The organism is Pedobacter gandavensis (assembly GCF_032678465.1).
Lineage (GTDB): Bacteria > Bacteroidota > Bacteroidia > Sphingobacteriales > Sphingobacteriaceae > Pedobacter > Pedobacter gandavensis_B.
In genome coordinates this window covers 553,509-569,873 of sequence record NZ_JAVTSK010000003.1, presented here as the reverse complement: position 1 = coordinate 569,873, position 16,365 = coordinate 553,509, and the positions used below count along the sequence as shown (strand labels likewise).

Here is a 16,365-nt window from a genome sequence, read left to right as displayed (position 1 = left end):
AAAAAGAGGGTCGTAAATTTACGACCCTCTTTTTTTATGGATATGCGATAGAGAAAAAACCTTCTATTTACCTTCGTATTTTTTGAAGATAGATGTTGCAGTATGTCCACCAAAACCAAAAGTATTGTTCATTACATAATTGATTTTTTTAGACACCGACTTACCTAAAACGATGTTTAATCCTTCAGGAATCGCTTCATCTAAAACTTCCGTATTAGTAGTTCCAGGAACCATATCATCTTTTGCAGAAAGCACACTGATTACTGCTTCAATTCCACCTGCAGCACCTAGTAAATGGCCTGTCATTGATTTTGTTCCACTGATCAATACCGGAGCATCGTTAAATACTCTTTTAATAGCGATCATCTCACTTAAATCACCAAGACCTGTAGAAGTTGCATGTGCATTGATATAATCGATTTGTTCCGGTTGAAGTCCAGCATCAGCCAATGCTTTCTTCATTCCTTGTACCGCACCTAATCCCTGAGGATGTGTACCGGTTAAATGATAAGCATCAGCAGCCATACCACCGCCAACCATCTCAGCATAAATTGTCGCCCCTCTGGCAATAGCATAATCATAATCTTCCAGGATTAAAGCTGCTGCACCTTCCGCAATTACAAAGCCATCTCTGTCTTTATCAAATGGACGGGAAGCTTTTTCTGGCTGATCATTTCTTTTCGATAGTGCCTGAGCACCATTAAATCCTCCTACTGAAGAATCCGTAATTGCAGCTTCAGAACCACCGGCAATCATGATATTTGCTTTTCCTAATCTAATGGTATCAAAAGCACTGATAATTGCAGTGTTTGAAGAAGCGCAGGCAGAAACCGTACAATAGTTCGGTCCATGCAGTCCGTTACGGATAGAGATCACCCCTGCTGCAATATCAACGATCATTTTAGGAATAAAATAAGGGCTGAATCTTGGAGTACCATCACCTGAATGATATTCTTTCAATTGTTGTTCAAAAGTACCGATTCCACCATTCCCTGTTGCCCAGATTACACCTACTTCACAGCGGTCTTCTTCTGACATATTAGCGAAATCCAGTCCAGCAGCTGTGATGGCCTGATCAGTTGCTGCAACAGCATACTGAGTATAGACATCATACTTTTTGATTTCTTTCTTTTCAAAATAATCTTCTGCATTAAAATCTTTGACCTCACAGGCAAAATGAGTTTTAAATTTGGTAGAATCAAACTTTGTGATTGGCCCTACTCCACTCTTACCTGCCAGGATATTCTTCCACAATTCATCTACAGAATTTCCTAATGGACTAATAACACCCATACCGGTTACGACTACTCTTTTCATCCTATTTTTTATTTTATTTTAATATTGTTAAGGCTTAAAGCCATTCTATCTTCTTTTATTTGTGACCTGTACTTTCTTCTGGTTTTCTTTTTTCCGTCCGCAGCAGATTACTATAACCTTTTGCAATGAGTCTCGTTCTGCTTTCATTCCAAACTTCACAAGCGACATTAGCCACTTGCCGTCCTTTCTTAACCATGATCGTTTCCGCAATGATCAAGTCCCCTTCTTTCGCAGAGGCGAAATAATCGATCACTAAATTGATCGTAACATAGTAATGTGGTTCATCATAGGCAAACAGCGTTGCACCAATAGCATCATCAATGATAGCGGCTGTCATTCCACCATGCAGGATTCCCATTGGATTGGTCATTTCTTTCCTCACCTTGTGCTGCAATACCAGCTTTCCTTTTTCTACGGCCAGAATCCTTGGCTTTAACCAGTTCAGTACCGGCGACAAAGACCTATCCATCTCTTGTCCGATGTGCTGTATGAAAAATTCTGAGGGCTTAAGCATCTATCAATAATTTTAAGGTGAATTGGATAAGATTTCAGATCCGTGCAGCTGTGGAGGCTATAAATTCCACGGCGCAAATATACCCACCCTTAGTTGAAAAACAAACTAAAAGGCCGAATGAATGTTATCCAGCAATAGTTGCCTCAGCTTTAACTTGCGTTTCATTTGCTGTTTTCTCTGTTTCTTTAGCAGTCAAGCCTCTATTGATTTCGTTGTACATGGCTAAAGCATCAGGATGTAAGGCCAGGATTCCGTTTACCTGTTTTGTGTTTCCAATGGCCAATTGCTCATTTAACAGTACTACATCTGCCACTGTCAACTTTTTATGCTCAAATTTTGCGGTCCAGTGGTTGATAAAACCCGCCAGTTGTTTCGTTTCCATTTCAGAGCTGATCGGGCTCAGGCTTTTTTTCAGGACTTCCGCTTCATAGCTTGCTGGACTACACATTGGATTGAATGCCTTTAGAAAAGGCATATTGTGCCTGTTTAATTTCTTGAAGGAGCTGAAAAGATAAGGTAAAGCGATGAGGGTGATTAGGATTAAAGCGCCAATTGTAATATAGTTCATATTTAAGCTTTGATTTGATCTTTTCTTATATACCCTACTCAGGGATGATTGCAGCAAAAGTAATAGAAAAATAAGGAATATGACAAATACTAAATATACAGTTGCGTCACATTCATATCCATCACCACCTTTCCTTCGGCATAAGCAGACAATACCTCATATCTGGTGCCTACAGCAGCCTGAAAGGCCCGAGAGGGGAAAAAGACTTCAAGAGACCGCTTTATGAAATCCTTGAGCAGGATTACCATACGATTGCAAATCCCTCCAAGGTAGAAATATCAGCGATAACTGCTGATATTTCTACCGCTGCAAAACTGGAAGCATAACCTGGCTCTCCAGTTTTACTGAGAAAAAGATTTGTATATGACCAGTCGGAGCGACCGGATTTCCTTGCCACAACTGCATGGTAATAAGGATTAAAACTGTACAGGTTTCTTAGGGCCAAAACCTCCACAGGTATGAACTTTCGCTGGTTTAACCAACATATAAATCCCCAATCCTATTAAGATTAAAGATGCTTTTAATCCTGATAAGTCGAAAAACGACAAATCGCCCAAGGTGTAAACCCCTCCAATAATCACCAGAATCAACCAGCCGGAGATTTTAAAATCTCTACGGTAGCCCATCCACAATCCTATACCAAGCATGATCGTATGCCATGACAATAACCAGTGCGGAAGTCCCAATCCCAGGTTCCCCAATAGCATGATTAATCCTAATGCAACGATTACTGATCCAGTAATGATATGAAAGTTTAATTTTTGTTTTTTTTCTTGCGTTTCCATGTTCTTTTTTTCTTCAAAACTATGGAGCTGGGCAATGGAGATCAAGCGACCGATGTTGTACGTCCCTCTACCGTCGGTAGAAGCAGTAAAAACATCGGTGGATCGCTTTAAGAAATTCTGTTATACCGGTTAAACTTTGATTCTTTCTACAACTGGGGTATCAGTAGCTGTATTGATCCCGGTAAGTTCTACATACTTTACGTTTGGCAACCAGAAAGAGCCCCCTTCGATCCTCACAAAGATCTTGGACAATTCTATCTTTTTGTTATTTACCGTTACGTATACATGATACTTTTGATCCTCTTTCGACTGCATTAAATACATTGGAATTTTCTTATGAGATACAAAACGAATCTCCCACTGGTCTTTTGCAATTTCTTTAGTCTGGATACCATAGGCAAATTTTCTTTGAATATAGCTCAGGTCTTTCTTCTCATCATTGTCGTCGTAGCGAAGCCAATAAACCAGGATGGGTTCGTTTTTATTTACCTCTCCTCTGCCGTTCACATTGAGTTCATAAATGATGGTATTGGTATTTGGATCTCTTTGTAAATAGAACAATTGGTTCTTGATTCCTTTTGGCGTTGGAAACTTTAATGGAGAAGGATTACTGCGGTCGGCAGTCTGCGCATTTACCGTTGAAAATGCAGAGAGCAAAATAAACACAGCTAAAAAGCTGCAGCTTATTTTAGTGAAAATTTTAGAAGTCATTGTATAGGCTATTTTATTCCATTAAGCAAACCTGTTATTAAGTCTGGCGGGAATAAGGTAGGGCAAAGCTAGAGATTTCTAAAAACAACTTATCCAGTAGATTGTCAAAATAATGGTCTGGGCAATATTTTTTTTATGTAATCTAAGCCTTTATTCAGTATTACTCAGTTCTTGGTCTTTAGAAATCAACAGACTAACTCAACATAAATAAAAACAACAGACAAGCTTACATAACTAGCTGAATTACAATAACAAATAAAACAGTTAATAATTTGTTTTAATCAATTGATTAACGGAAATTATCATACAGAAAGGGTTTTTAGCATGGCTTCTATCCAGATTGGAATCCAGTATTTACGTTCTTCCATCAATTGATCAAACTCCAGCTTACTTTGCTCATCCGCGCCTCTGAGCACCGGACTTCCGACAAATGGAAAAACCAAAATTCCAAGGAGATTCATGATCAGATGTATCGGTGCTATTTTCTTTTGAGTAGTTGCTTCCAGCTGTTTATAAAAATTGGATTCTCCCAACATCTCCTGAATACTTAGGTTCTTTTCAAGCCAGGAGGGCGCTGCTTTTATTTCCGTAAGTATAAACAATGGCAGGTCTGGATACTTTTTTAGCAGGTCAATATAATGGACCGCAATGCGGGCTACTTTATCTTTGAGCACTGTATTCACATCGTTCAAAATCTCTTCCAATCCAACTAAAAATAAAGCCAGACTTTCGGCCATGACCACTTCAAACAGCTTCTCTTTGCTCCGAAAATAATAATTGAGGAGCGCAAGATTAATCCCCGCTTCTGCTGCAATATCCCGCGTTCTTGTTGCTGCAAATCCTCTATCTATAAAAAGCTTAGTTGCGGCTTCCTTAATCTTCTCTTCAGTAGTCAACACTACGGCTACTATATTTTCTTTCTCTGCCATTTTTAAATTGAATAGGTCCAACAAACCCCGCAAAGATAGAAAATCATCCCTCCCTTTAATCATTTGATTAAAGGGCCTTTCTTCAATTTTTCAAGAAAAAAAAAGCGATGTGGTTTTGTTCCCACATCGCTTTATTAAATTGTTATTCTTAAGTATCTATTAGCCTGCTTCGGTTTAGAAATCGAACTTCACCCTTGCACGAATCCCCCAGCTCGACACATCCGGATTATTCAGGTAATTGAACCTTTTCACTGCATCTACCCTTAGTACCTTAAAGATGTTTCCGATACCGACACTACCTTCCATATAAGGCTCGCTGTTGAGAGAATTCGTGATCGACTGCCCATTTGCATTACGAACAAACTGCATAGCCTCGGGATTCTTATCTGGATTATTTTCGTCCCTTAAACCACCATAAAGTACCTTTAAAGACATCACCTCACGCAACTTCAATTTCTTTAACAAAGGAATTTTATTGAAGAAGAAGCCGTTAAAGTTATGATCCAGGTTAACGCTCGCATAGTGGTCACTCACAAACTCTAAGAAGTTCATCAGGTTGTAAGAATTCAGTTGATAAGCATAAGTCTGATTGGCTCTGTGAATCGCCAACAAAGGGAAAGGGACTTTACCAATGATATAAGCACCTTCCAGGGTCACATCTGTATAGCCAAGCTGACTCAGGTAAACACGTTTATCAATACTTCCCATAAAGTTGTGGTAATTGTATTCTCCGCCTAACACCCCTTTAATCCCTCCGGTATAACGGAAATTGAAAACAGGATTTGGTCCTACGAATGGTACGCGATAAACTTTACCCTGGTAAAACTTCTCATTTGGCGCATATCTTAAACCCAGACTGATCTCCGTAGTATTAATATGATCCGTAGGCTTAATTAAGCCGTCCTGACTGACAGTATTGAAGTACAGTGACCCTGCAGGACTCTGCTTCCATTTGCGCAGCCCTAAGGTGTAAGAAAAATGATTTTCGAACTCATGTACATAATCCAGTCTGTAGAAATCATTATACAACATCATGTTGTTATCCCCTCTTTTGAAAGAAAGCAAGAAGTTATCCTCCTGAACGAATTGAAGTTCCTGTCCGGGGATCTTGGTATCTCTTTGAAAACTTGCCCTGATATAGTTTTGAGGAAAAGCGTAGATAGACTTATTATTTAAAGAATAAGTTCCACTCAGGAAGTACTTCCATTTTTCATCCTTAAAGCCATAAGCGGCATAAGTTTCGAAATAATAACGCTTGCTCAAGGCAGGAGTTGTTCTTCCCCCGAGGCGCAGTCGGAAACCTTCAACCCCATTAAAACTGTAAAAAGTGTTGACTGGCCCCATTTCAAAGGGACCAAAATCTTTATATCCAGCGAAGAACAGGGTAACGATATCCAGTGTTCTTTTAAAGGAAGGGATTGTTTGCAAGGAATCTATATTACTGTAGATATTTATTCCTGTCGGGCTGAGCGGTATAGGACGGTTACTTGCCCAGAATTCATCTGATTTTTTACTTGCATCAGAAAGCACAGCCAATTGTCCACCCACTCTAAACGTGGCATCAGGAACCGGCACATTGATTTTGAAATCCTTGAAGGCCACTGTTCTTTCTCCTGTGAAACCTCCCCCACTCTTCTTACTCAGTCCAAAATCAACAATCAGATTGCTTTTACTCAAATGATAGCGTTTATCAGGATTCTGTTCAAAATCCAGTTTAGCTTCTAAAGCGCGTACAAAATTCAGGTTAATGTCCTTATTGACGGTCAGGTAAGCATTTTGAACGGCATAATTACCATCCAGTGTGATGTACAACTTCCCTTCAAATAACAGGTCTGTTTTATTACGTGGGGTAAAAGCAAGTTCAATCAGTTGAGGACTATGATTCTTAATCGTATCGGTAATGAAAAACTTATAAAAGGTTGGGGCAGCGTCTGCAATTGGGCTCAACAACTGGTTACTCACTACATTGATATTGTTATCGTAGATATTGATATCCTGATACATACGGTCAAAATAAGCCGTTAAACCCTGGTTGTCAATAAAACGTTCATCAAAGTTGACTTTTTTATCTGCAACAACTACAGTTTTAGTGTCTTCCGGTTGTTTCCTAAAATAAACATTACTCAGCTTTTCTTCCTGAAATACAGGCAGAAAATTCTTTCCACCGATCTGCGTGGAGTCCTGCTCCTGGAATAAAAACTGATAATTACGGAAAATCCTTTTGTTTTTAAACTTATCTGAAAGGTTGCTCAGGGAAAACTTCATCAGTTCGTATTTTTGATATTCTACGAAGTGATAGTTTTCCATTTTATTCTTAGACTTATTGGCGATCACCTTTCTAATCAACTCCACAGCAGGATTTTCTTTATTGCGGTATCGAGGCTTTTTCCCGGCAGAAATCACCACCTCATTCATCAACATGGCATCTGGCATCAGTTGCACATTGATCAGCTGATTCGTCCCTGGCTTTATGGTTTTGGTTTGAGACTTATATCCTACATAGCTAAATTTAAGTACATTACCCTCTCCTTTAAGTGTAATGCTAAATTTACCATCTGCATCAGTTCTGCCGCCAAGGGTTGTCCCTACAATCAGGTAAGAAACATAGGGAAGTGTTTCTTTCGTACTCCCATCAGTTACAGTCCCGCTGACTACAGTCTGCTGGGCTTTTACCGGACCTGAAAATAATAACATCAAAAAGAAGATGAATAAACCGGCCGACTTAAAAAAGGCAGCAAACACCTCTTTTTGAATCAGAGATGGCTTTTCTAGGATAATAACAGTAGGCCTGTTGCCTGCTGGAGATGAGTATAATTTGTGCACGATACCGGTTAACTTATTTGATACTAAATAGAGTAAGTTCTGAGAACGGGCACAAATATATAGCTAACATCTGACTATCAGTACTGTTTTGGTCAGCATGAAGATCAAAGCTAGATGTTATGACATCTAAATGAAAATTCCGGAATTTTAATGCGTTATTTTGCGATCCAGGCTTCTGGATTGAGTTTGTTCTGCCCCCTCATAATTTCAAAATGGAGAACTGGTCCATCTTCTTTTGAAGCAACAATACCTAAAGTCTGCTTGGTTTCTACCTTATCGCCCCTGGCCACACTTACTGATTTAAGATTCTGATAAATGGTAAAATAATCTCCGTGGATTAAGGCTACGATATAAGTGCCATACAACTCTCTAACAAACAAAACCTTTCCTTCAAAGACTGCTTTTACGGCGGCACCATTCTCTGTCAGGATATTGATTCCATCGTTATTATAACTGGCCTGACCCTCTGTATGGGCTCCAAAGCGCTCTAAGATAGAATATTGACTCACTGGCCATGGCAAACGTCCTCTGTTATTTTCAAACCCTGCGGAAAGCTTAGCAGCCTCTGGAGAAGCAGTCAGGTAACTGGAATTGGTTTTCTCTTTTACCGCAGCCACTGGACGGCCTTCAGCAATGGCTTTTTGATTCGCTAAGCGCTCCTCTTCTTCCGCTTTTCTTCTGGCAATTTCTATCTCTTTTTGAATGGCAGCCCTGATTGCACGGTCAATATCCGCTTGTTTTCTTTTTCTCGCTGCAAGATCCTGTCTGAATTGTTTTTCCTGACGGCTAATCTGGTTTAACATCACCGATTGCTCAGATTTGTTTTTGTTGAGCTTTACTTTTTCCTGCTCCTGTTCGGTTAAAAGAGTGCTTTTTTCTTTTAGATTCTTATCCAGCACACCGATTTTATACTCTATATTTTTCTGTGTTCCCTGAAGGTAATCTACTTGTTTCTTACGGTACTGTCCAAATTGTTGCAAATATTTAATCCTTTTATAAGCCTGATTAAAGTTATCAGCGGCGAATACGAACATCATTTTATCATAAGCATTCTGATTTCTTTGCGCAAAGCGAATCATACTTGCATATTCTTTTTTGAGCTGACCTAGCTGTCCTTTTAAGGTACGAACTTCATTGCTGTTTTCATGAATCTGATTATCCAGATTTTTCACTTCAGAATTGATGACAGCAATTTTGTTTTGCATTAAGCGGATCTTTGCATTTACTGCTCTGATCTGACCTAAAGTCATCCGTTTATTACTGGAAGTCTCATTTAAATTCCTTTGCAACATTTCGATCTCCCTCTGGATCGCTTCTTTATTCCTTTTCAACTCTGCACTGGTTTGTGCAAAAACTAGGTTAGTTAGGGTAGTAAATATGATGATTAAGAATAATTTCTGGAGCTTCATTTTGTGTAATAAGTAACTGAATACCGCAGCTATGCTAGTGTGTTAAATTAGCAACGCGATTCTAAAACTATTGAAATCGGGGCTCAAATGCAAATTGTTAGGCAAAACAATCCAAAATATCATTGTATTTACCATATTGAGGGAGATTATGACACCTGGTTAACCTCCCTAAAAGTCTCTTCGATCAAATTGAAGCTGAGCTGATTATTGAAAAACCAACCTCATAAGACCCCTAAAATATAAGGTGCCCTATACATAAAATTAGTTTTCCATTTGTTGCAACTGCGATTCCAGCTTTGCAAGATATTTACCAAAGGCTACTTTATTCATTTTTTCCGCCAGATATATCAGGGGAATCCCCAAAAGCATCAGCAGAAATATAATCGTCAACATTTTAGGATCGGTAAATAACTCAGACGCCTCCTTCCCTTTTGCAATCTTTATCATGATAAACCCAGTCGGACCGGCAAATGGAATCATGATTAAGCCCCAAATCCTTTCAATTTTTAACGTTTGTTTAATGGCCTGGAGTTGTTCGCTTAAAACCGATTTTGTCGCATCTGCATAATTCAGGTCATATCTGATGGTTTTCATTTGCTGTTTAGCAAAGTAAATTCCCAATTCGTAAGCCAATATTAAAGCCAGAAAGCAGTATTTTAGTGGAGCATCAGTAAAAATTAAGCCGATGAAAAATGATATAGAGATTCCTCTGGCCCATAAAAATTTAATATAAAGGTTCTTTTTAAGGAGTGACAGGACGCTAATTGATGCGGTCTTAAGTTCTTCAGCACCAATTTCTCTGTCACCAGCATTGGCGATCAATTCCTTATTCAATTGATTCCATTCGTTTTGCAAGTCCATCTTATTTCTGATTTAGAATTTGAATTAACTGTTGTTTGATCCGGTGCAATTTTACGCCGGTATTTACTTTTGAGATGCCCAATATCTCAGCAATCTCTGGATTTCCATAACCTTCCAGATGTAACATAACGATACCTCTATCCAATTCATTGAGCGTTTTTATAGCGCGATAAAGCTTATCAGCCCTTTCGGAAAGCTCTTTGCTTGGAGCAACTGGGTCTACAGGAAAGGATTCTCTTATCTTTTCTCTTCTATCTCTTTTTGAAAGATAAGTCATAGAAACATTTAGACTAATCCTATATAACCAGGTAGAAAAGCTGGAAAATCCTTTAAAGTTTCCATAGGATTTATAAGCCTGAAAGAGGATTTCCTGATACAGGTCTTTCCGGTCTTCCTCATCATCCACATAGAGGTTGATGATCTTGTAAATGATCCCCCTATGTTCATTGATGTTTTTTAAAAATTCATTTTGTGGCAGCATATTTCATCTATTCATTTCTCAATTAGTATTGGAAATGGGGTTAAGATTACATCAATGAAAAATAAATTGGAGATTTATTTTTGTTCGGCATGGAGCCGGATGACTTCATTTCTTTTGATCAGTAAGTTTTTCATGTAGGCATACAGGAATAGCCGATCTGCTAAACGTCCTAAAATACCCAAAGGAGCGACATAATTGAATACATCAATCATAATTGTACCGGAAAGCTGGGATTTAAAAATGTGCTCATGTTTAAAAGAAAAAAAAATACCCTTTTGCATTTCATCTACAAAATAATCAGGCTGTCTTAAAGCTGTAATTTTGGAACTCAATTGTTGTATCACACCAAAATGACAGGCTTCCCAGGTCACACTTTCATCAAGCTCCATAAGGCCGGAAAGCCGGCCGGCAACCACCCGTTCTTTGCTCTCTACGGTTGAGAGCTGGTGCAGCTCCACACTTCTGGACAAGTCAAATACCAGATTAATATCTGCATCAATAAAAGTTTCCAATCTGATTTCGGGCATTTCAGGTAATTTTAAACTGATTTTGATTGATGGTTTGACTTCAACAAACTGTAAATTTCACTATCTAAGAACTTTCCATTATAATAAAGATCCTGTTTAAAGTAAGCTTCTTTAACATAACCTTGTTTAAGCAGTACTTTAGCAGATGCCACATTTTTCGGATCAATCATCGCGTAGACGGAATTTAATCCCAATGAACTAAAGCCAAAATCATTCGTTAATGCCAGGGCTTCCCCCGCAATTCCTTTGCCCCAAAATCCAGGAGCGATCATATAACCTATTTCGGCACGAAAATTATCAAAATCAAGCTTTGGAAAACCGATAAAACCGATCAATACATCAGGAGCTTCTTTTAAAGTGATGGCCCAACCAAGATTGACCTCTTTCAAAAAACCATCATGTATCTGTTCAATCAGTGCATATATTTCATTTATATCTGATGGTCTGGGTCTGGGTACATATTTCATTACCTCTTCATTACTTCTCAATTTAAACATGGCCTGAGCATCATCTCTGCACAGTTCCCGAAGTGATAGTCGCTCAGATTCTAAAACCGGCGGTCTATCAAAATCAAAATTCTTGAATTCATCCATCATTTGATCTGCTAATATCACTGACCAATATAGCAGTTTTCGGCGATTTTAATATCGCGGAATTTCATTCTATACTAGTTTAATAGAATTTATAGCAGTTCTAATGCCCTGAAACCTTATCTTTGTCGAAAATACCTCCGGGCAATGATTGAATTAAGAAATATAACGAAAACATTTTTCCAAAAGACGAGAGCGATCACTGCCCTATCAGGAGTTTCACTGACGGTACCAGAAGGCAAAATATTCGGGGTAATTGGAAGTTCCGGAGCAGGAAAAAGTACCTTGATCCGCTGCGTGAATCTACTTGAAAAACCAACTTCCGGAGAAGTGATTGTGGATGGTCAAAATCTCATGAACCTTTCTCCAAAAGAATTGGCAAAGGCCAGAAGACATATAGGGATGATCTTCCAACATTTCAATTTGTTATCCTCACGCACAGTTTTTCAAAACGTTGCATTTGCTCTGGAACTAGATCAAACTCCAAAAGCAGAGATTGAAAAGAGAGTCACTGAATTGCTGGCTTTGGTTGGTTTGAATGAAAAACACCACGATTATCCGGTAAATTTATCGGGTGGACAGAAACAGCGTGTGGCCATAGCCAGAACTCTGGCCAGTAACCCTAGAGTATTACTTTGCGATGAGGCAACCAGTGCTTTAGACCCTGCAACTACCAAATCGATACTTACGTTACTAAAAGACATCAACAGGCGACTAAATATTACCATCCTACTCATTACCCATGAAATGGAAGTGGTAAAAGACATTTGTGATGAGGTTGCGGTGATTAGTGAAGGGCAATTGATTGAACAAGGTGCTGTGAGTGAAATCTTTTCTCATCCAAAAACAGAATTGGCAAAGGCATTCATTGCTTCAGCTTTAAGCCTGGATATCCCCTCCGACTACAAAGCGCGACTGGTTACTGTTCCTACCGAAAACAAAAGGCCATTGTTAAAACTGGAATTTACAGGACAATCCGTAGATGACCCTGTATTGTCGGAAGTGGCTCGTCTTTATCAGATTGACAGTAATGTGATCAGTGCCAGAATGGATTATGCAGGTGGTGTTAAATTTGGTGTAATGCTGATTGAAGTATTTGGCACCCAAGAAAACAGCCTTCAGGCGATAGAATTTTATAAAAGTAAAAACATTAAAGTAGAGGTCATAGGTTATGTCTGATTCAATGCTATTGCTCCTGGCTAAAGGAGCCTGGGAAACCATCGTCATGACTTTTGTTTCTGGATTTTTTGGTTTCTTAATTGGTTTACCCACTGGGGTGCTCTTATTTATGACCAGAAAAGGTCAGGTTTTAGAACATAGAACCTTTAACCATACCATTTCTATTATTGTGAACATCTTTCGTTCAATCCCATTTATCATTCTGATCGTTTGGATGATTCCTTTCACCAGAGCATTGGTGGGGACTTCAATTGGTGTGGAAGCCGCTATTGTACCTTTAAGCATAGGTGCTGCTCCTTTTATTGCCAGATTAATTGAAAACAGTCTGATCGAAGTTCCTGGAGGATTGGTAGAGGCAGCCAGAGCAATGGGAGCCACACCTTTTCAGATCGTTTACAAAGTATTGTTACCGGAAGCCCTTCCTTCCATCCTGAACAGTGCCTCCGTTACCCTGATTACCTTAGTTGGTTATTCAGCAATGGGTGGTGCAGTTGGTGCCGGAGGATTAGGCCAGATTGGCTATCAATATGGTTATGTTGGATACGACGTATTCGTAATGAATACCGTACTGATCCTGTTGATTGCATTGGTATTTATCATTCAATTCCTGGGTGATTTTATTGCTAAAAGAGTAGACCACAGGTAGTCCTGCTGCGAATGCAGGCCAACAGGATTTACCGAACAAATATGAAAAATAAATGAATACAAAAAACATCAAAATTATCGCGGCATTAGCCATCTTAAGCAGTTCAGTAGCTTTATTTAGCTGCAGCTCTTCTAAAAAAAACACAGATCCAAACTATATTCAGGTGGGGGTTGAATCTGGTCCGGAATATAGTTTAGCAGAAGCAGCTAAAAGGGTTGCCAAGGAAAAATATGGTTTAGAGGTGGATCTGGTTCAGTTTAACGATTATGTGATGCCTAATGAAGCCCTGAACCAGGGTGACATCGATGTAAATGTTTTCCAAAACAAGCCTTATCTGGATGTACAAAGCAAGCAACGTGGTTATAAATTTGTGATTGTAGGAAATACTTTCGTTTATCCTCTTGCTGGTTATTCGAAGAAAATCAAATCTTTATCAGAACTTAAAGATGGAAGCACAGTGATTATCCCTAATGATGCGACCAATGGCGGAAGAGCATTATTGTTAATGGCGAAATTCGGACTGATCCAGCTAAAAGATGGCGTTGGACTATTACCTACTGTAAATGACATTACCGGCAATCCTAAGAAACTTAAAATTCTGGAACTGGAAGCACCACAATTGCCAAGAGCATTGGATGATCAAAATGTAACTATTGCCATCATCAATAATACCTTTGCCGCTCCAATCGGTTTAAGTCCTGAAAAGGATGGATTATTTGTAGAAGCAAAGGATTCCCCTTACGTCAATTCCATTGTAGCTAGAGAAGACAACAAAAATGAGGAGAAAGTATTGAAATTTGTCAAAGCTTATCAATCAGAAGAAGTAGAAAAAGCAGCAAAAGAAGCCTTCAAAGGAGGTGCAATTAAAGGCTGGTAATTCCTTTTTTACTTGATGATCACATAAAATACTGATCTAAAAAATAGTTTAAATGCCCTATAATTAACTTTATAGGGCATTTTTATGCGCTGAAGTATTTCAGTTAGTAATTTTAATCTCTGATCTGCTCAAAAATCAATACCCCAAAATCACCGATCATCAGCTACTTTTCAATTGAAAAATCGGTCATTCCTGTTTGACAATTGATTTCCCAACAAAAAAATCGCATTTGTTTAACAGAACTAAACACCAGAACACATATATTTAACATTTCAATCTGATTAACCAATAATAAACCACACAAATGAAAAAATCAATTATTGCTTTTTGCTTGTTCCTAGCTGGTTATAGCGTAAATGCACAGGTAAAAAATGTAAAACACGTCATCCTGATTGGCTGCGATGGCTTAGGTGCTTATGCCATTCCAGATGCGCAAATGCCCCATCTTAAAAAACTAATGGCAACTGGTGCTTCCAGTTTGGCTGCAAGATCAGTACTTCCCTCTTCCAGTGCAGTAAATTGGGCATCTATGTTAATGGGCGCAGGTCCAACAGAGCATGGATATACTGAATGGGGAAGTAAAACACCTGAAATCCCTTCTGTAACTACGACTAAGTATGGTATCTTTCCTTCCATTTTTAGTGTCATCAGAGATCAGAAACCAAATGCAAAAACGGCAGTGATTTACAGTTGGCCAGGAATCGGACCATTGGTAGAAAAAGATGCGATAAGCATTGTAGTTCCTGGAAATGATAAAGATGATTTCTGTGCAGACACTACTGCAACAATCATCAAAAAAGAAAAACCTTATTTTACTTTCGTTCATTTTGATGAACCAGACCATACGGGTCATGAAATTGGGCACCGAACTCCTGCGTATTATGAGCAATTGAAAAAGGTGGATGAGAGGATCGGAAAAATCGTTCAGGCGGTTAAAGATGCTGGAATTGAAAAAGAGACGATCATCATTGTCTCAGCAGACCATGGAGGTACAGGTAAAGGACATGGCGGAAAAACATTGGATGAAGTACAAATCCCATGGGTAATCAATGGTGTTGGGGTGAAGAAAAATCACCAGATCAAAGATGTCATCATCACATATGATACCGCAGCTACCCTCGCCTGGATCATGGGTTTAAAAGCTCCACAAAGCTGGAGAGGTAAAGCTGTTTCTGATAGTTTCAGTAAATAAGAACACTATGCTAGGAGGTGATTTAAGTATCCTCTCTTCTAAAATTCATATAAATTAAAAAAGGGAAAGGAGCTTAATTAAGCTCCTTTCCCTTTTTAATCCGCCAATCATACAAATTTAAGTCTTGATGTTGCTCAGGAAGTCTGCATAGAAATCGGGAATAGGACTATTCTTAATCCCCTCAATGGTTTCTTCAATAGAATAACTAATTTTTCGAATTGTCGGCTTCAGACGATCAAGTCCGCTGGCCTCATTGGCTGCCAGAATTTCCAATTGTAGGTAGCAAGCTTTACGATCTTCTTCTTTTGATCGCCCTACAGATCCAGCATTGATCAAAAGTTTATCACTTTGAGTAACGAAGTCTGAAAAGAAACGTAGGTAAGAAAGGTGGGTATGTCCGCAAATGATCAAATCTACTCCTTGTTTCCGGAACATTTCAATGACCATATGTTCTTCCCTATCTTCATAAAGGTACTCTTCATTACTATCAGGACTACCATGTACCAATAAAATATTCAGGCCATCCACTTCTATCCTCAATGAAGGCAGCAAAGTGGCTAGAAATGCTTTATTGCTTGCTGTAATGTCTTGTTTTGTAAAATTAATGGCCGCTAAACGTGCCTCCTGCTCAATTTGGCTATGTTTCTGAAGTGGCAAAACCGGATGATCAAAAGCAATCCTTTCATCGTGATTTCCCATGATTGTTGGGATTTCCAATGCTCTGATCAACTCCATCACTTCATTATGCCATGGCGCCGCATCGGTTAAATCACCCAAACAATAAATCTGATCCGGATTAAAAAAAGACATATCTGCCAACACCGCTTTTAAGGCCGGCATATTGCCATGGAGGTCACTAATGATTGCTATTTTCATTGGAGAGTTTCGGGGTATAAACAACAAAGGTGTTGTTTTTAGCAACACCTTTGTTGTATTATTAAATGAAAAAATGGTAT

The 16,365-nt window shown here is 38.9% G+C and carries 18 protein-coding genes; 5 read left to right on the top strand and 13 right to left on the bottom strand.

The window, feature by feature from the left end; translation table 11 throughout:
- Positions 1–63 precede the first annotated feature (63 nt).
- From fabF to R2Q94_RS08575, 3 genes are all read right to left on the bottom strand, one after another.
- Complete coding sequence (fabF, locus tag R2Q94_RS08585) at positions 64–1,317, bottom strand: beta-ketoacyl-ACP synthase II (RefSeq protein WP_316821039.1); 1,254 nt, start codon at positions 1,315–1,317, stop codon at positions 64–66.
- 55 nt (positions 1,318–1,372) lie between these two features.
- Positions 1,373–1,831 (bottom strand): PaaI family thioesterase, encoded by a 459-nt coding sequence (locus tag R2Q94_RS08580; RefSeq protein WP_316821038.1) that lies wholly within the window; start codon positions 1,829–1,831, stop codon positions 1,373–1,375.
- Positions 1,832–1,955: 124 nt separating this feature from the next.
- The gene (locus R2Q94_RS08575; RefSeq protein WP_316821037.1) at positions 1,956–2,399 is read right to left on the bottom strand and encodes a hypothetical protein; all 444 of its coding nucleotides are present in this window, start codon (positions 2,397–2,399) and stop codon (positions 1,956–1,958) included.
- A 101-nt stretch (positions 2,400–2,500) separates the two neighbouring features.
- Between R2Q94_RS08575 and R2Q94_RS08570 the strand changes: the two genes are divergently transcribed.
- Positions 2,501–2,725, top strand: a complete 225-nt coding sequence (locus R2Q94_RS08570) for a hypothetical protein (protein ID WP_316821036.1) — start codon at positions 2,501–2,503, stop codon at positions 2,723–2,725.
- Positions 2,726–2,815: 90 nt separating this feature from the next.
- Here the strand turns inward: R2Q94_RS08570 and R2Q94_RS08565 are convergent, their stop codons facing one another.
- From R2Q94_RS08565 to R2Q94_RS08525, 9 genes are all read right to left on the bottom strand, one after another.
- A complete protein-coding gene (locus R2Q94_RS08565) occupies positions 2,816–3,184 on the bottom strand; it encodes a LiaF transmembrane domain-containing protein (protein WP_316821035.1) in 369 nt (122 codons plus the stop codon).
- Positions 3,185–3,313: 129 nt separating this feature from the next.
- The gene (locus tag R2Q94_RS08560; protein ID WP_316821034.1) at positions 3,314–3,895 is read right to left on the bottom strand and encodes a DUF4833 domain-containing protein; all 582 of its coding nucleotides are present in this window, start codon (positions 3,893–3,895) and stop codon (positions 3,314–3,316) included.
- A gap of 302 nt (positions 3,896–4,197) precedes the next feature.
- Positions 4,198–4,824: a TetR/AcrR family transcriptional regulator gene (locus R2Q94_RS08555; RefSeq protein ID WP_316821033.1), complete on the bottom strand. Its 627-nt coding sequence runs from the start codon at positions 4,822–4,824 to the stop codon at positions 4,198–4,200.
- Between the two features lie 174 nt (positions 4,825–4,998).
- Complete coding sequence (locus R2Q94_RS08550) at positions 4,999–7,518, bottom strand: DUF5686 and carboxypeptidase-like regulatory domain-containing protein (RefSeq protein ID WP_316821032.1); 2,520 nt, start codon at positions 7,516–7,518, stop codon at positions 4,999–5,001.
- 284 nt (positions 7,519–7,802) lie between these two features.
- Complete coding sequence (locus R2Q94_RS08545) at positions 7,803–9,056, bottom strand: murein hydrolase activator EnvC family protein (RefSeq protein ID WP_316821031.1); 1,254 nt, start codon at positions 9,054–9,056, stop codon at positions 7,803–7,805.
- A gap of 261 nt (positions 9,057–9,317) precedes the next feature.
- Positions 9,318–9,917 carry a hypothetical protein gene (locus tag R2Q94_RS08540; RefSeq protein ID WP_316821030.1) on the bottom strand — a complete coding sequence of 200 codons (600 nt, stop codon included), beginning with the start codon at positions 9,915–9,917 and terminating at the stop codon, positions 9,318–9,320.
- 1 nt (position 9,918) lies between these two features.
- Entirely contained in the window at positions 9,919–10,398 is a 480-nt protein-coding gene (locus tag R2Q94_RS08535) for an RNA polymerase sigma factor (protein WP_316821029.1), read from the bottom strand.
- 74 nt (positions 10,399–10,472) lie between these two features.
- Positions 10,473–10,925 (bottom strand): SRPBCC family protein, encoded by a 453-nt coding sequence (locus R2Q94_RS08530; protein ID WP_316821028.1) that lies wholly within the window; start codon positions 10,923–10,925, stop codon positions 10,473–10,475.
- 11 nt (positions 10,926–10,936) lie between these two features.
- Positions 10,937–11,539, bottom strand: a complete 603-nt coding sequence (locus R2Q94_RS08525; RefSeq protein ID WP_316821027.1) for a GNAT family N-acetyltransferase — start codon at positions 11,537–11,539, stop codon at positions 10,937–10,939.
- Between the two features lie 123 nt (positions 11,540–11,662).
- On the opposite strand from R2Q94_RS08525, the gene metN reads away from it, so the two are divergent.
- The 4 genes from metN to R2Q94_RS08505 all read left to right on the top strand — a co-directional run bounded on the left by metN (position 11,663) and on the right by R2Q94_RS08505 (position 15,409).
- Positions 11,663–12,694 (top strand): methionine ABC transporter ATP-binding protein MetN, encoded by a 1,032-nt coding sequence (gene metN / locus R2Q94_RS08520; RefSeq protein WP_316821026.1) that lies wholly within the window; start codon positions 11,663–11,665, stop codon positions 12,692–12,694.
- Positions 12,687–13,340, top strand: coding sequence for a methionine ABC transporter permease MetI (metI, locus tag R2Q94_RS08515; protein ID WP_316821025.1), 654 nt, complete (start codon positions 12,687–12,689; stop codon positions 13,338–13,340). The genes metN and metI overlap by 8 nt, the downstream gene beginning before the upstream one ends.
- Positions 13,341–13,392: 52 nt before the next feature.
- Complete coding sequence (gene metQ / locus R2Q94_RS08510) at positions 13,393–14,217, top strand: methionine ABC transporter substrate-binding lipoprotein MetQ (protein ID WP_316821024.1); 825 nt, start codon at positions 13,393–13,395, stop codon at positions 14,215–14,217.
- 304 nt (positions 14,218–14,521) lie between these two features.
- Positions 14,522–15,409: an alkaline phosphatase gene (locus R2Q94_RS08505; protein ID WP_316821023.1), complete on the top strand. Its 888-nt coding sequence runs from the start codon at positions 14,522–14,524 to the stop codon at positions 15,407–15,409.
- A 117-nt stretch (positions 15,410–15,526) separates the two neighbouring features.
- On the opposite strand, the gene R2Q94_RS08500 is transcribed toward R2Q94_RS08505, so the two are convergent.
- Positions 15,527–16,285 (bottom strand): metallophosphoesterase family protein, encoded by a 759-nt coding sequence (locus tag R2Q94_RS08500; RefSeq protein WP_316821022.1) that lies wholly within the window; start codon positions 16,283–16,285, stop codon positions 15,527–15,529.
- Between the last annotated feature and the right edge of the window lie 80 nt (positions 16,286–16,365).

Excerpts from the sequence above, each read along its gene's own strand:
- fabF (WP_316821039.1), bottom strand. The coding sequence starts at position 1,317 with ATGAAAAGAGTAGTCGTAACCGGTATGGGTGTTATTAGTCCATTAGGA.
- R2Q94_RS08580 (WP_316821038.1), bottom strand. The coding sequence starts at position 1,831 with ATGCTTAAGCCCTCAGAATTTTTCATACAGCACATCGGACAAGAGATG.
- R2Q94_RS08575 (WP_316821037.1), bottom strand. The coding sequence starts at position 2,399 with ATGAACTATATTACAATTGGCGCTTTAATCCTAATCACCCTCATCGCT.
- R2Q94_RS08565 (WP_316821035.1), bottom strand. The coding sequence starts at position 3,184 with ATGGAAACGCAAGAAAAAAAACAAAAATTAAACTTTCATATCATTACT.
- R2Q94_RS08560 (WP_316821034.1), bottom strand. The coding sequence starts at position 3,895 with ATGACTTCTAAAATTTTCACTAAAATAAGCTGCAGCTTTTTAGCTGTG.
- R2Q94_RS08555 (WP_316821033.1), bottom strand. The coding sequence starts at position 4,824 with ATGGCAGAGAAAGAAAATATAGTAGCCGTAGTGTTGACTACTGAAGAG.
- R2Q94_RS08550 (WP_316821032.1), bottom strand. The coding sequence starts at position 7,518 with ATGTTATTATTTTCAGGTCCGGTAAAAGCCCAGCAGACTGTAGTCAGC.
- R2Q94_RS08545 (WP_316821031.1), bottom strand. The coding sequence starts at position 9,056 with ATGAAGCTCCAGAAATTATTCTTAATCATCATATTTACTACCCTAACT.
- R2Q94_RS08540 (WP_316821030.1), bottom strand. The coding sequence starts at position 9,917 with ATGGACTTGCAAAACGAATGGAATCAATTGAATAAGGAATTGATCGCC.
- R2Q94_RS08535 (WP_316821029.1), bottom strand. The coding sequence starts at position 10,398 with ATGCTGCCACAAAATGAATTTTTAAAAAACATCAATGAACATAGGGGG.
- R2Q94_RS08530 (WP_316821028.1), bottom strand. The coding sequence starts at position 10,925 with ATGCCCGAAATCAGATTGGAAACTTTTATTGATGCAGATATTAATCTG.
- metN (WP_316821026.1), top strand. The coding sequence starts at position 11,663 with ATGATTGAATTAAGAAATATAACGAAAACATTTTTCCAAAAGACGAGA.
- metI (WP_316821025.1), top strand. The coding sequence starts at position 12,687 with ATGTCTGATTCAATGCTATTGCTCCTGGCTAAAGGAGCCTGGGAAACC.
- metQ (WP_316821024.1), top strand. The coding sequence starts at position 13,393 with ATGAATACAAAAAACATCAAAATTATCGCGGCATTAGCCATCTTAAGC.
- R2Q94_RS08505 (WP_316821023.1), top strand. The coding sequence starts at position 14,522 with ATGAAAAAATCAATTATTGCTTTTTGCTTGTTCCTAGCTGGTTATAGC.
- R2Q94_RS08500 (WP_316821022.1), bottom strand. The coding sequence starts at position 16,285 with ATGAAAATAGCAATCATTAGTGACCTCCATGGCAATATGCCGGCCTTA.